Origin of the sequence: Ligilactobacillus acidipiscis DSM 15836 (assembly GCF_001435755.1) — a bacterium.
Lineage (GTDB): Bacteria > Bacillota > Bacilli > Lactobacillales > Lactobacillaceae > Ligilactobacillus > Ligilactobacillus acidipiscis.
On the sequence record NZ_AZFI01000043.1, the window covers coordinates 1 to 12,983 of the forward strand.

A 12,983-nucleotide genomic window follows, 5' to 3' on the forward strand; every position below is an offset into this window, starting at 1 on the left:
TTTTCTATCAGTACCAAATATTATAGAACCGTTTTTTATCTTCTAAAACAAAAAAGCGCCAGCAAAAAAATTACTAGCACTGAACTTTTATTTAATTTCTGCCCACTCACATTCAGCCAAGCAATTTTGCTGTTCTCCTGTCATGATCGTGTGTCTTGTTAGCAAATTGTCCTCATCTATTTCAACTGCACTATTCACTTGGTCACCATAATAGACTTCTTGCCGGTATGCAATATTCATTTTGATCAGCCTGTGTGACAGTAAAAATTCAGCTGGCAAAGCATCTAGCATCCAGTCAAAATAGTGTACATTATTAACATGATGATTAGCATCAATGTCCATAAAGCGAACCCTATAATTCTTTTGACCACTAGCGTTTTCAACCGTTAGCGGCATAGGCAGACGCTCGATTTTTTTTGTGTATTCCGATTCGTATGGGGTAATTATGTCTTCAGGTAAACGAACCATCTTTCTCTTAGAGCGATCCATTAAAACAAAAACACTATGCATAGTGACTAATTCGTTTCCCGCTTGATCATAGACTGCAAAATCACGATAACAAAAAAAACGGTTATAACTCTTCGCCTGAGTTGAAAGGGTAATAATTTCATCGACCTTAGGCAAACGTTTGATATTGATAATATGTTGAGTTACGACCCAACCTAAGCCACGTTCACCAACCTTTTCATTAGTGATTCCTAATTTATCACTTTGATCTTCCGATGACAGCATCATTAGGTCTACTAAGCGGCCAATACCCAATGAACCAGTTACATCTGTTTCATAATAAACAACACGATGATCTTCACTAAATTTTTTTGCACTCATTTTTCACTAACCTCTGTTTTATCTCAAATCTCACTGAATAAATAAAAACGAAGCCTGATGACTTTACATCAAAGCTGCGTTCATTACTTAAACAAACTAAGTCGTTGCCCTATTTCAAATGATGGTACTCGTTATAAACGACCTGTTTTTTCAATTTATTTTGTTTGGCAATTCTTTTGATTGCATCGTTCGTTTTTAAATTTTCACTTTTGATCAATAAATCGACCTGTTCTTCTAAGGGCAAGACCGCCTTGGGTTCTTCTGGAAGCGGTGCTTGATTTCCTTCAACGATCAAAACAAATTCACCTTTAATTTCAGAGTCATTGGCCCACTCTATTGCATCAGCGATCGTTCCACGTAAAAACTCTTCGTAGCGTTTAGTCAGTTCACGACATAAAACGATCTGTCGTGTTGTGCCAAAAGCTTCACCCAAACTTTTAAGTGTTTTTAATAAACGGTGCGGTGCCTCATAAAAAATCAAAGAAATCGTTTGCTGGGTCAACCCTTGTAACTGCTCTTTACGTTCAGTATTCTTGCGTGATAAAAAACCATAAAACAAAAAAGGCTGTGGACATAGGCCAGATGCAATCAAAGCAGTCAACGCAGCATTTGGTCCGGGAATAGGAACGACCCTAATTCCCCTCCCTACACATGCTTGAACTAACTCCGCACCTGGGTCACTGATAGACGGCATTCCGGCATCACTGACCTGCGCAATATCCAAACCTTGCTGCAGCTTTGCAACTAACTGCGGCAAACGCTCTTTTGTATTATACTCATGAAAACTGATCTGCTTAGTATTGATTTCAAAATGATTCAGCAATTTTTGAGTATTACGAGTATCCTCAGCCGCAATCAAATCGACCTCTTGCAAAGTCTTGACTGCTCGCGGACTCATGTCGCCTAAATTTCCAATTGGTGTTGGTACTAAAAATAAAGTTCCGTTAGTATTTTCACCCTGAAAATTGCTGGTGATCTGAATACCCATTAGCTTCTCTCCCCGTAAATAACATCTTGACAAAATACACAAGGTTCATCATTGATCCGCCTTGAACCATACATATTATCCACATTGCAAACATGGAAACCTTCTTCATAGAGTTTTTCTAAATTTTGCCGTGACTTTGATAACCCTGCCGTTCCATTTTTGGATGTTGCTTTATCTTCAAGTTCTCGCAACCGTTCACGTAGATGCTGGTTTTCGATTTCGAGTTCGGCATTTTTTTCAACCAAAGATGTCAATGAATCTTGTGTATTACCTATTAACAAACGCAATTCATCGGCTTTTTTGCCTAATTGATCAAAATTGTCATACAATTCACGTTTCTCCAAAACAATTCACCTTCGCTTATCGATGATAACAATCACATAACTCCAACGTTAACGACTCTAAAATATTCTGGATCGAAACGTTGCTAGACAATAAACGCCATTTTTTTAATACAGCTTCACAAGCATCTGTTGCTGCGACTGCAGAAATATTGGCCATTTTTGAACTAAAATCTTTTTCAAACATTGTAAACACAAATTTCTGGCTTGGATCATTTGCAAAAAGCATCAGATCTCGAGCTAAAAGAGCTATCAAAAATAACAACTCATCTTGCTTTTCCCGGCTATCAACTAAGGGTACTAAGTCTATCTGCACTTTAACAAAAGATATAAGATCATTTCGCAAAACGGCACTATACCAGTCCCATAATTTAGTGAGTAACTTCTGGAAATCTTCATCGGTGCCGATTTTTTCGGCTTGATCAGCATCTTTGGTTAAGTTAGACAGCAAAATTGCCTGATCCTGTGAAATCCCCTTGGCTTTCAATTTTTCCACCAGATAAGAAAGAGCAGGCGCGTTCAACTCTAGCAACTGACAACGTGAGATGATCGTCGGCAATATTTTATTTTGCTCACTGGTAAGTAAAAATGCAGTCACTGTTCCACTTGGTTCTTCTAAAAATTTTAGCAAGCCATTAGCAGCACTAGTTGACATTTTCTCAGCGTCTTCAATTATAAAGACTTTCTGTGCACCTTCAACTCCGCTTTTGGCAAACTCAGACTTTAAATAGCGGATCTGATCGATCTTAATAGACAGACCAGTCGGTGAAACTTCGACAACATCAGGATGTTCATGTTCACTGATCCTAGTACATTCAGAGCAATGATCACATGGACCGTCAGCACTTAAGTGTTCACAAAATAATAACTTAGCGATCCACAATGCTAACTCTTTTTTCCCAGAGCCAGCCGGTCCTGCCAACAAGTATGCATGCGCCNAGATCACCAAAGTGAGCCGTGAGTTGTGGCTGCGCTTCTACAATATTCATTGTCTTTCACACTTAGAATTGATGGAAAGCATCGATCGGCAAAACAAACACAGTTGCTCCGCCAACTTGAACTTCGACCGGATATGCTCCAGCAGCTTCCATCGGAGAATCTAGATTAACAGGCGGTGCCATAAACTGTTTCCGAGTTTTCGAAGTTGTTTTGATCAGATCCAAAACATCTTCTACTTTTTCATCTTCAACACCCACTAAAAATGTTGAATTTCCTGACCGAAGAAAGCCACCGGTCGAAGAAAGTTTAGTTGCTCGAATATCTTTTTCTATAAAAGCATTACTTAGTCGGTTACTGTCTTTATCTTGAATGATCGCAATAATCAATTTCATGGTCTCTACCCCCAAAATTTCTCTGCCAAAATACTTCGCTTACATTTACTATAAATATTTTTTCAATTGAGAAAAAACCTCTGCTTCTACCTGCAGCTCAGACTGAGAAGCATCAATAGTTTTGATTCTGACTGGGTCCTGACGTGCTAATTCCAGATATTGTGCCCGTACCTGCTGGTAAAAGCTAAGTTGTTCTTCATCCAGACGATTAACTTCATCTTGTCGATTTTTTTTGATACGGTTTAACCCGATCACAGGATCTAAATCAAAATAAAATGTGAGGTCTGGGCTTAAGCCAGCTGTCGCAAACTGATTGATCGCGGCAACTTCTTTTACCCCAACACCACGTCCAGCTCCCTGATACGCTAACGAACTATCAACAAAACGATCGCACAAGACGATTTTGTCAACTGCTAAAGCTGGAAGTATCTTTTCAACTAAATGCTGACGTCTAGAAGCCGCATAAAGTAAGGCTTCAGTTTTTTGATCCATTTCAGTATTTTTTTTATCTAAAATGACTTCGCGTATCGCCTCCGATATCCGACTTCCGCCAGGTTCTCTGGTAACAAGATATTTATCATGCAGGCCAATTTGATCCAAACGAGCGAGCAATCCCTTGATGACACTAGTTTTACCTGAGCCATCCGTTCCTTCAAATGTTACAAACTTTCCAGCCACTTACAAAACCTCAATTATATTTAATTAATTATATTGTACTTAAAAAATAGTTCACTGTCCATGTTTACGCCATCTCAAACAATTACCAAAAATTAGCGGCTGATCACAGACGACTGCACATGACCTTTAACTTTTCGTCGACGTGCTTCACGATATAAAAGCTCGTATTGTGCTTTGGACACTTTGGTTTTTGCCGCCATTTCTTCATCGGCTTCAAAAACAGTTTCTTGATTCTTTTTATCATTAGTCCATTCAGAAAACGCACGGTCAATATCTTCTAATAAGGCTTCGTCAAATTGCTTTTTCAAATTATTTTTCTTTTTACCAAACATTTTTAAGCCACCTTGATTTATATTTCTTGGCGCCCTTCGATTGCTTTGAACAGCGTCATTTCATCTGCATATTCAATATCACTGCCTACTGCTAAACCAGATGCTAATCGAGTGACCATGATGCCAGCTGGTTTGATCAAGCGAGACAGATACATCGCTGTTGCTTCCCCTTCTGGTGTCGCATTAGTAGCAATGATCACTTCTTTGATACTATCATTTTTTTGCAGTCGCTTGACCAAACTTTTAATGTTGATATCTTCCGGTCCTTTGCCTTCAATAGGAGATAAAACACCATGCAAAACATGATAAAGTCCATGATATTCACGCATCTTTTCCAGCGACATGACATCTTTGGGTTGTTCTACTACGATCAACTGTGATTGATCACGCGCCTTGTCTGCACAGATAATGCACGGATCAGTTTCAGTAATATTTCCACAAATACTGCAATAATGCAGGTCTCTTTTAGCTGCCAACAATGACGATGCAAAATTAGCAACATCTTTTTCGTCCATATCTATAGTATAAAAAGCTAAGCGGATCGCTGTTTTATTACCTATTCCAGGTAATTTCATATAACTATCGATCAATTTTGCGATTGGTTCTGGATATTGCATGCCAAAAACTCCTCTTGCTTTTAATTACATCCTAGGCATTCCCTGTGAGTATTTACCTAATGTCGATTGCGTTTTCTTATCGATTTGATCCATTGCATCGTTAACAGCCATAATAATTAAATCTTGTAACATATCAGGATCATCAGGATCAATTGCTTCTGCTTTGATCGCAATATCCTGCATTTTTTTATCTCCTGTGAATTTAACGACTACCTCGTCGTTTGAAGCTTTACCTGCAAACTCAGTCTGATTAAGCTCTTCTTGATCCTTTTGCATCTGTTTTTGCATCTTCTGAACTTTTTTCATCATACCCTGCATATTTCCTGGCATCATAATAAATTTCTCCTTTTATTTTAATCATTTTTAATATCTACTACTTCGTTCCCGAATAATTTAAGCGCAGTATCTACCACTGGATCTTTTGGCGCTGGCTGCTTTGGGTCACCTGGAGTTTCTTGTTCAGTTCGTTGTCCATCTTCACCTGCCGTTAGATGTTTCTGTGCTTTTTGACCATTCAAATATTCTTGTCTGATTTGCGGCCACTGTTCTTGCGGCATAAAGATCAAACGCGGAACATGACCGATCAGACGGTCAAGACCATTTTCTAATGTATCTTTTAACGGCTGATCCGTTTGCGCACGTTGACACAAAAAATCAAACTGAAAAGTAACGATTACTCCATCTGGACTGGCAGCAACTGGTGAACTCACATGCATCACTGCTCTTTGCGCAACGGTCAGCATGTTTAATAGATCGTCCCAGATTTCACGTAACTCATTGAGACTTGTTCTGGTTGCGTCACTTAGTACACCATATACTTGCTGAAGATCAACTTTGGCAGGCGCAGTAGTTTTTCGTACTTGTGTTTTATTGTAACTGGTCGTCTTGGGCCGACTTGAATTTGTCGCAGTCACTGATTGACCATTTGACTGATTTTGCAGTAATTGCTCGACTTGTTGTTGTAATTGCTTAACTTGGCGAGTCAAATTTTCTACTTTAATGGTGTCTTTAGGATCCAACTTTTCCCCAGCTGCTTGTGGTGTCTTGGGAGAAATCGTTGTTTGTCTAGTCGCTAATTTGACTGTCAAAACTTCCAAATAAATCGAAGCGTGGGAGGTGAACCGCATATTTTCTTGCTGTTCATTTAAAAGGTCGATCATTTGATAAATTTCTTCTGGCTTGATTTTCTGCGAAAAATTTCGAAAATCATCATTAACAACATTGAGCTCGTCATTTTCAACCTTTTCCGGCATCTGCTGATACAATAGCAGATCACGACAAAAGCTGATCAAATCTTCAATAAAACGCGCGGCATCTTTACCATCATTTAAAATTTGATGTAAGATCTCTAGTGCTTTTGCCGTATCCTTTTGCGTGACTTGCTCCAAATATTGCAGTAATTCATCATTTTGAACACTACCTGTAACCATCAACGCATTATCCAATGTGACCTCATCATTTCCAAAGGAAATAACTTGATCTAGAATGCTTAACGCATCCCGCATCCCGCCTTCTGCAGCTTTAGCAATTAATTTTAATGCAGCCGGTTCACATTTGAGCTGTTTTTGAGATACGATATATTGCATCCGTTGCAAGATCGTGTCTGGTTGGATCCGCCGAAAATCAAAACGCTGTGTTCTTGAAATGATCGTGGCCGGAATTTTATGAGGTTCTGTTGTTGCTAAAATAAAAACAACATTTTCCGGCGGTTCTTCCAACGTTTTTAACAATGCGTTAAACGCACCTGTTGAAAGCATATGCACTTCATCAATAATATATATTTTATAATCACATTCGGTCGGGGCGTACTTGACCTTGTCACGAATATCACGAATCTCTTCTACCCCGTTATTTGAAGCAGCATCGATCTCGATCACATCATTTTGTCTGCCAGCAGTGATCGATGTACAAGTATCACATTCATTACAAGGCTCACCATCTTTTTGAAAATGGCAATTGATCGCTTTTGAAAAAATCTTGGCAGCAGAGGTCTTGCCTGTTCCCCGTGGCCCGGTAAATAAATATGCATGAGACGTTTGCTTAGTCATTAAAGCATTTTTAAGAGTTTTAGTAACTAATTCTTGTCCAACAAGATCATCAAACTTTTGCGGACGCCAAGCACGATACAAAGCTTGGTAACTCATTTCCGTCTCCTCCTTAATAATTACTGTGTTACAAAAAAAGAACCTATCGATCTAAAGAAGCCTTTTCTCACAACACTGATGGACTACACATTTACGTCGTCACACTGCTTAAATAATCAATTTAGTTAAAAGAATATATGACGACTTTAAGTTACTTCATTAACTTTTTTAAAAAAAATCCCCGATCTCAAAAGAAGACCGGGGTTCAATATCATAAAAACTTAAGGCACATGCCGAACCGAACTTAGTGCTGCTTCCTTCCGGACCTGACACGCTTCGTAAGGACAACATTGCCCCAAGGCCTTGCGGCACCTACTATAATACATGAAATTACCCCAAAATGCTAGTCTTTTTCTTGTTTTTCTCTAATTTTCGTAAAAAATTCATTCAATAATTGACTACATTTAACTTGACATAACCCCTTTTCTACCTTGACTTGATGATTAAAACACGGTTCAGTTAACAAGTTCATTAATGTGCCGGCACAACCCGCCTTAAGATCTGCACAACCATAATAGACAGCCTTGATCCTAGCATTAACTATTGCTCCAGCACACATTGGACACGGTTCAAGCGTGACAAATAAAGTCGCATCTTGTAAACGCCAATCTCCCATTGCTTGATCAGCTTGTTTGATAGCGAAAATTTCTGCATGCGCGGTTGAATCATGACTGCATTCACGCAAATTATGCCCTCGACCAATAATTTTTCCACCAGCTGCGATCACACAACCGATCGGGACTTCCCCCAGACGTGCAGCTTTTTCGGCCTCTATCAGGGCCTCATTCATAAAGAGATCCAATTGCTGTTGTGAGTATTCTTCCATCTTAATTTTTCACACTTTTTAAAATAAAGTATCCTTTTCTTTTTAAAAGCACTTCACAATTGCCGAAGACTTCTTCCATCTTAACTTGTGCAGACGGAGCGCCCTGTTTCTTTTGAATGACCGCAATCAAAGATCCCCCGGTCATCAAGTGATCTTTTGCTCCAGCAAGGATAGAGTGTACGATTTTTTTGCCTGCGCGTATCGGCGGATTTGTAATAACCGCAGCATACTGTGTTTCTACTACATCCATATAGACATCCGAACTATAAATGTTAACATTTTTGATTTGATTTTCAGCGGCATTTTTTCTCACTAAGTCAAGCGCCCTTTCGTTGACATCCACCATATCCACTTGTCGTTTCGGATGATGATAAGCAATAGCTAAACCAATTGGACCATAACCACAACCAACATCTATTATCTTACCTGCAGGAAATTCTGCTTCTTCAAGTGCATCTAACAATGTCCGTGAACCAAAATCAACTGTGTTCTTAGAAAAAACACCACTATCTGTATTAAAATTAAAATCATGTCCATATAGGGAAAATATCCAAGATTTCTCAGCGTGCTTCGCGCTTGGGTCTTTTGTGTAATAATGATCTGCCAAAATTTTTCCTCTTTTTCTTAATTAGGATCCATTAAATTTGTCTGTTTTTTTATATCCACTCCCTATCTTAAATGAAGATCAATAGACTATCAAATACTTTATTTGGCCTTCTCAAAATTATTTAGAGCAGTTTTTTTAAAAAATTTTTTCCTGCCACAACACCATATATCGACAAATTTTGCAAAACTTTACACTATATCTGGTGTTTTTTATTTGAAATCGGCAAATATTGTTGTATACTTAGTCAAGTAAATTAATCTAGGAGGTCCTCGAAATGAGCTTAGAACTTTATACTAAAAACAACTGCATTCAATGCAAAATGACAAAGAAATTTTTAACGGAACATAATATCAGTTTTGCAGAAAAAAACATCACTGAAACTCCCGAATATATCGACTATTTAAAAAACAAAGGCTTTCGCAGTGTACCTGTTTTAGAAGATGGCTATCAACCGATCATCAACGGCTTTCGTCCAGATCTCTTGAAAAAGCTGATTGCACAATGAAAATAGTTTATTTTAGCGTAACTGGACAAACAAAAAGATTTGTCAAAAAGCTTTCATTAAAGGACACATATGAGATCGATCCGATCGATCCCGAAATCGAAGTTGGTGAACCCTTTGTCCTGATCGTACCAACGTACGAAAAAGACATTACTGAGCCGGTCACCGACTTTTTATATTATGGGAGCAATCAGGAACAATTACAGGGGGTTGCTGGAACTGGCAATCGTAATTTCGCACAATTGTTTGTTTTCACAGCTAAAGATATCTCAAAAGAATTCAACGTTCCCCTGCTATATACTTTTGAATTTAACGGTACTACAAAAGATGTTACAAATTTCGAGAAAGCGGTGAAGAAAATTGAGTCTTAAATTACTAGATAGCAATAATGTTAGTTATTATGACCTCAACAATCAGGTCAACATCCCTTTGAATGATAAGATTCAATTAAATAAAGATAAAGATGCGTTAGCTGCATTTTTAAAAGAAAACGTTGAACCCAACATGGTCAAATTCACTTCGTTGCAAGAAAAATTCAAGTATTTGATCGCTAATGATTATTTGGAAGAAGAGTTTGTTTCTAAATACAAGATGTCGTTTATAGAAAAACTTTATCAACAACTTGAAAACGCACATTTTCACTTTAAAACATTCATGGCAGCCTATAAGTTCTATGCTCAGTATGCTTTAAGAACTAACGATAACGACGCATATCTGGAAAGTTACATAGATCGCGTTGCAGTTAACGCATTGTACTTTGCCGATGGAGATGAAGAACTTGCATTAGACTTGGCAGACGAAATGATTCACCAACGCTACCAACCAGCGACCCCCAGTTTCCTAAACGCGGGACGCAAACGGCGAGGAGAACTAGTATCTTGTTTCTTGCTCCAGTTGACCGATGATATGAATTCTATCGGGCGCGGTATCAACTCTGCTTTGCAATTGTCACGGATCGGCGGCGGTGTTGGAATCACTTTGAGCAACTTGCGTGGCGCTGGCGCCCCAATCAAGGATATTGAGGGAGCCGCCTCAGGTGTTGTACCTGTTATGAAGTTGCTTGAAGATAGTTTTTCTTATTCCAACCAACTCGGGCAGCGTCAAGGCGCAGGTGTTGTTTACCTGAATGTTTTTCATCCTGATATTATTTCATTTCTCTCGGCTAAAAAGGAAAACGCGGATGAAAAAATCAGGGTCAAGACACTATCACTAGGCATCATCGTTCCTGATAAATTTTATGAGCTAGCTAAAAATAATGAAGACATGTACCTTTTTGATCCTTGGGGTGTTGAACGTGTGTACCACACACCTTTTTCTTATGTAGATATTACGAAAGAATATGACAATCTAGTTGCTGATCCGAATATCCCAAAGAAAAAAATCAAGGCTCGGGAACTGGAAGAAGAAATTTCTAAGTTACAACAAGAATCTGGCTACCCATATATCATCAACGTGGACACTGCAAACAAGGCCAACCCGATTGATGGCAAAATCATTATGAGCAATCTTTGTTCGGAAATCATGCAGGTCCAAAGGCCTTCAGCTGTGAATAACCGACAAGAATATGAACAGTTGGGAACCGACATTAGCTGCAATTTAGGATCCACGAATATCGCAAACTTAATGGACTCACCTAACTTTGGTCGTTCCGTCAAAGCAATGACTCGCGCATTAACATTTGTTACAGATAATTCTTCGATCGACGTTGTCCCTTCGATCGAGCACGGCAACGATCAAGCGCACACTATTGGTTTAGGCGCCATGGGCTTGCATGGTTATCTGGCTAAAAACCATATCGAATACGGGTCAAAAGAAGCAATCGACTTCACCAATGTTTATTTCATGTTGTTAAATTATTGGACACTAAAAGCTTCTAACGAGATCGCAAAAGAACGACAAGAAACCTTTGCTGGTTTCTCTAAAAGTAAATACGCAAACGGTTCGTATTTTGATCAATATTTAGAAAAAAACTTTGGTCCAACAACTAAAAAAATTCAGGAATTATTTAAGGACATTTTTGTTCCAGGTCCTGCAGATTGGAAAGATCTCAAAGAAGCTGTTCAAAGGGATGGTCTCTACCACCAAAACCGGATGGCAGTGGCTCCAACCGGCTCGATCTCTTATATTAATGATACAACTGCCTCACTGCAGCCGATCATTAATCGAATCGAAGAACGACAAGAAAGAAAGATCGGTAAGATCTATTACCCAGCTCCTTATCTTTCAAACGATACGATCAATTACTACACTTCGGCCTATGACATGGACATGCGCAAAGTGATCGATACCTATGCAGCAGCCCAAACTCATGTTGATCAGGGATTAAGTATGACTTTATTCGTACGTTCTACTTTACCAAAAGGAATGTATGAGTGGAAAGATCCTGAATCAGACAAATTGACAACACGAGACCTTTCAATCTTAAGAAATTATGCTCATGCAAAAGGAATTAAATCTATCTACTACATTCGCACGTTTACGGACGATAACGGCGTCATTGGTGCAAATGAATGTGAAAGTTGCTCAATTTAATTTGTCTTTCGCAAAGTGAGTAACTTGAGAAGAAAAGAGTGACTCAAATAAAAATATTTTTATTTTTAAGTTGAGTGCTCTTTATTTTAAGGAGTAAATGCAATGGATAATAATAATTACACAGCAATTAATTGGAATGTGTTGGAAGATCAGATCGACAAAGCAACCTGGGAAAAATTAACTGAACAATTTTGGTTAGACACGCGGATCCCCCTTTCCAACGACTTGGGTGATTGGCGTTCACTCTCAGAAAACGATAAAGATGTTGTTGACAAAGTTTTTGGTGGTTTAACTTTACTAGATACCTTACAATCACAAGATGGCATGTCTTCTTTAAAAAAAGATATTAGAACTCAACAAGAAGAAGCTGTTTTAAATAATATTGAATTTATGGAATCAGTCCATGCTAAAAGCTATTCTTCTATCTTTTCGACCTTAAACACGCCTAAAGAGATCGACGATATTTTTGAATGGACAAATCAAAACGAATTTTTGCAATATAAAGCACAAAAGATCAATGATATTTACCATAATGGGACCCCTCTCCAAAAAAGGGTCGCTTCTGTCTTTTTGGAAACTTTCTTATTCTATTCGGGCTTTTATACCCCACTGTATTGGTTGGGGCATAATAAACTACCCAATGTTGCTGAGATCATCAAATTGATCCTACGAGACGAATCAGTACACGGAACTTATATCGGTTATAAATTTCAACTTGGCTTTAATGAATTAACAGACAAAAAGCAAGAAGCTATGACCGGCTGGATGTATGACCTTCTCTATGATCTATATGAAAATGAAGAAAAATATACTCATCTTTTATATGACAAAGTGGGCTGGGCAGAAGACGTTTTAACGTTCTTACGTTACAACGCTAATAAAGCCTTGATGAATCTGGGAATGGATCCCCTTTTCCCAGACACTGCTGAAGATGTTAATCCGGTCGTTATGAACGGTATTTCTACTTCGACGTCTAACCATGACTTTTTCTCCCAAGTCGGTAATGGATATTTGCTAGGGAATGTCGAAACTATGAAAGACAGCGACTATGATTTTAAATTTTAATATTATTTCTGCTAGAAAACAGCTTGTTGACAGAAACGAGCTGTTTTTTTAGATACCGTTCACTTCAAACAAGAATAAGATCCGAGGGTATCCAAAAATTTCCATATAAAAAATCAGCTAGGTTGGCTAACAACTTAACTGATCCTTCGTACTTGACTTTCAATTTTTGGTTCTATAATATTTGGTACTGAT

At 38.4% G+C, this 12,983-nt stretch carries 16 protein-coding genes and 1 other RNA gene; 4 read left to right on the top strand and 13 right to left on the bottom strand.

Annotated features, from left to right (window positions below; all coding sequences use genetic code 11):
* Positions 1 to 87: 87 nt before the first annotated feature.
* The 13 genes from FC65_RS04670 to FC65_RS04725 form a co-directional block, all read right to left on the bottom strand.
* Positions 88 to 828 carry an acyl-[acyl-carrier-protein] thioesterase gene (locus FC65_RS04670; RefSeq protein ID WP_056971743.1) on the bottom strand — a complete coding sequence of 247 codons (741 nt, stop codon included), beginning with the start codon at positions 826 to 828 and terminating at the stop codon, positions 88 to 90.
* A gap of 109 nt (positions 829 to 937) precedes the next feature.
* Entirely contained in the window at positions 938 to 1,816 is an 879-nt protein-coding gene (gene rsmI / locus FC65_RS04675) for a 16S rRNA (cytidine(1402)-2'-O)-methyltransferase (RefSeq protein WP_010497873.1), read from the bottom strand.
* Positions 1,816 to 2,160 carry a DNA replication initiation control protein YabA gene (locus tag FC65_RS04680; RefSeq protein WP_029605439.1) on the bottom strand — a complete coding sequence of 115 codons (345 nt, stop codon included), beginning with the start codon at positions 2,158 to 2,160 and terminating at the stop codon, positions 1,816 to 1,818. Before FC65_RS04680 ends, rsmI begins: the two co-directional genes overlap by 1 nt.
* Before the next feature lie 16 nt (positions 2,161 to 2,176).
* A complete protein-coding gene (gene holB / locus FC65_RS04685) occupies positions 2,177 to 3,082 on the bottom strand; it encodes a DNA polymerase III subunit delta' (RefSeq protein ID WP_338088168.1) in 906 nt (301 codons plus the stop codon).
* 76 nt (positions 3,083 to 3,158) lie between these two features.
* A complete protein-coding gene (locus FC65_RS04690; RefSeq protein WP_010497867.1) occupies positions 3,159 to 3,488 on the bottom strand; it encodes a cyclic-di-AMP receptor in 330 nt (109 codons plus the stop codon).
* Between the two features lie 48 nt (positions 3,489 to 3,536).
* Positions 3,537 to 4,166 carry a dTMP kinase gene (gene tmk / locus FC65_RS04695; protein ID WP_056971744.1) on the bottom strand — a complete coding sequence of 210 codons (630 nt, stop codon included), beginning with the start codon at positions 4,164 to 4,166 and terminating at the stop codon, positions 3,537 to 3,539.
* 92 nt (positions 4,167 to 4,258) lie between these two features.
* Positions 4,259 to 4,498, bottom strand: coding sequence for a YaaL family protein (locus tag FC65_RS04700; protein ID WP_010497863.1), 240 nt, complete (start codon positions 4,496 to 4,498; stop codon positions 4,259 to 4,261).
* Positions 4,499 to 4,515: 17 nt separating this feature from the next.
* Positions 4,516 to 5,115 carry a recombination mediator RecR gene (gene recR, locus FC65_RS04705; protein WP_056971745.1) on the bottom strand — a complete coding sequence of 200 codons (600 nt, stop codon included), beginning with the start codon at positions 5,113 to 5,115 and terminating at the stop codon, positions 4,516 to 4,518.
* Positions 5,116 to 5,139: 24 nt separating this feature from the next.
* Positions 5,140 to 5,451 (bottom strand): YbaB/EbfC family nucleoid-associated protein, encoded by a 312-nt coding sequence (locus FC65_RS04710; protein ID WP_191976420.1) that lies wholly within the window; start codon positions 5,449 to 5,451, stop codon positions 5,140 to 5,142.
* A gap of 17 nt (positions 5,452 to 5,468) precedes the next feature.
* Entirely contained in the window at positions 5,469 to 7,259 is a 1,791-nt protein-coding gene (gene dnaX / locus FC65_RS04715) for a DNA polymerase III subunit gamma/tau (protein ID WP_056971746.1), read from the bottom strand.
* Between the two features lie 210 nt (positions 7,260 to 7,469).
* Positions 7,470 to 7,567: signal recognition particle sRNA small type (ffs, locus tag FC65_RS11525), an RNA gene on the bottom strand.
* A 35-nt stretch (positions 7,568 to 7,602) separates the two neighbouring features.
* Positions 7,603 to 8,085 carry a tRNA adenosine(34) deaminase TadA gene (gene tadA / locus FC65_RS04720; RefSeq protein WP_056971747.1) on the bottom strand — a complete coding sequence of 161 codons (483 nt, stop codon included), beginning with the start codon at positions 8,083 to 8,085 and terminating at the stop codon, positions 7,603 to 7,605.
* 1 nt (position 8,086) lies between these two features.
* Positions 8,087 to 8,692, bottom strand: coding sequence for a class I SAM-dependent methyltransferase (locus FC65_RS04725; RefSeq protein WP_056971748.1), 606 nt, complete (start codon positions 8,690 to 8,692; stop codon positions 8,087 to 8,089).
* A 274-nt stretch (positions 8,693 to 8,966) separates the two neighbouring features.
* On the opposite strand from FC65_RS04725, the gene nrdH reads away from it, so the two are divergent.
* From nrdH to nrdF, 4 genes are all read left to right on the top strand, one after another.
* The gene (nrdH, locus tag FC65_RS04730) at positions 8,967 to 9,197 is read left to right on the top strand and encodes a glutaredoxin-like protein NrdH (protein WP_056971749.1); all 231 of its coding nucleotides are present in this window, start codon (positions 8,967 to 8,969) and stop codon (positions 9,195 to 9,197) included.
* On the top strand, positions 9,194 to 9,565 hold the full coding sequence (nrdI, locus tag FC65_RS04735) for a class Ib ribonucleoside-diphosphate reductase assembly flavoprotein NrdI (protein WP_010497849.1): 372 nt from the start codon (positions 9,194 to 9,196) through the stop codon (positions 9,563 to 9,565). Before nrdH ends, nrdI begins: the two co-directional genes overlap by 4 nt.
* A complete protein-coding gene (gene nrdE / locus FC65_RS04740; RefSeq protein ID WP_056971750.1) occupies positions 9,555 to 11,726 on the top strand; it encodes a class 1b ribonucleoside-diphosphate reductase subunit alpha in 2,172 nt (723 codons plus the stop codon). Before nrdI ends, nrdE begins: the two co-directional genes overlap by 11 nt.
* Before the next feature lie 102 nt (positions 11,727 to 11,828).
* On the top strand, positions 11,829 to 12,791 hold the full coding sequence (gene nrdF, locus FC65_RS04745) for a class 1b ribonucleoside-diphosphate reductase subunit beta (RefSeq protein ID WP_010497836.1): 963 nt from the start codon (positions 11,829 to 11,831) through the stop codon (positions 12,789 to 12,791).
* The last annotated feature ends 192 nt before the right edge of the window (positions 12,792 to 12,983 follow it).

What these genes read in the sequence shown, in the direction of transcription:
- nrdF (WP_010497836.1), top strand. Translation starts at nt 11,829, where the DNA reads ATGGATAATAATAATTACACAGCAATTAATTGGAATGTGTTGGAAGAT.
- FC65_RS04700 (WP_010497863.1), bottom strand. Translation starts at nt 4,498, where the DNA reads ATGTTTGGTAAAAAGAAAAATAATTTGAAAAAGCAATTTGACGAAGCC.
- nrdI (WP_010497849.1), top strand. Translation starts at nt 9,194, where the DNA reads ATGAAAATAGTTTATTTTAGCGTAACTGGACAAACAAAAAGATTTGTC.
- FC65_RS04670 (WP_056971743.1), bottom strand. Translation starts at nt 828, where the DNA reads ATGAGTGCAAAAAAATTTAGTGAAGATCATCGTGTTGTTTATTATGAA.
- dnaX (WP_056971746.1), bottom strand. Translation starts at nt 7,259, where the DNA reads ATGAGTTACCAAGCTTTGTATCGTGCTTGGCGTCCGCAAAAGTTTGAT.
- rsmI (WP_010497873.1), bottom strand. Translation starts at nt 1,816, where the DNA reads ATGGGTATTCAGATCACCAGCAATTTTCAGGGTGAAAATACTAACGGA.
- tadA (WP_056971747.1), bottom strand. Translation starts at nt 8,085, where the DNA reads ATGGAAGAATACTCACAACAGCAATTGGATCTCTTTATGAATGAGGCC.
- nrdH (WP_056971749.1), top strand. Translation starts at nt 8,967, where the DNA reads ATGAGCTTAGAACTTTATACTAAAAACAACTGCATTCAATGCAAAATG.
- recR (WP_056971745.1), bottom strand. Translation starts at nt 5,115, where the DNA reads ATGCAATATCCAGAACCAATCGCAAAATTGATCGATAGTTATATGAAA.
- FC65_RS04690 (WP_010497867.1), bottom strand. Translation starts at nt 3,488, where the DNA reads ATGAAATTGATTATTGCGATCATTCAAGATAAAGACAGTAACCGACTA.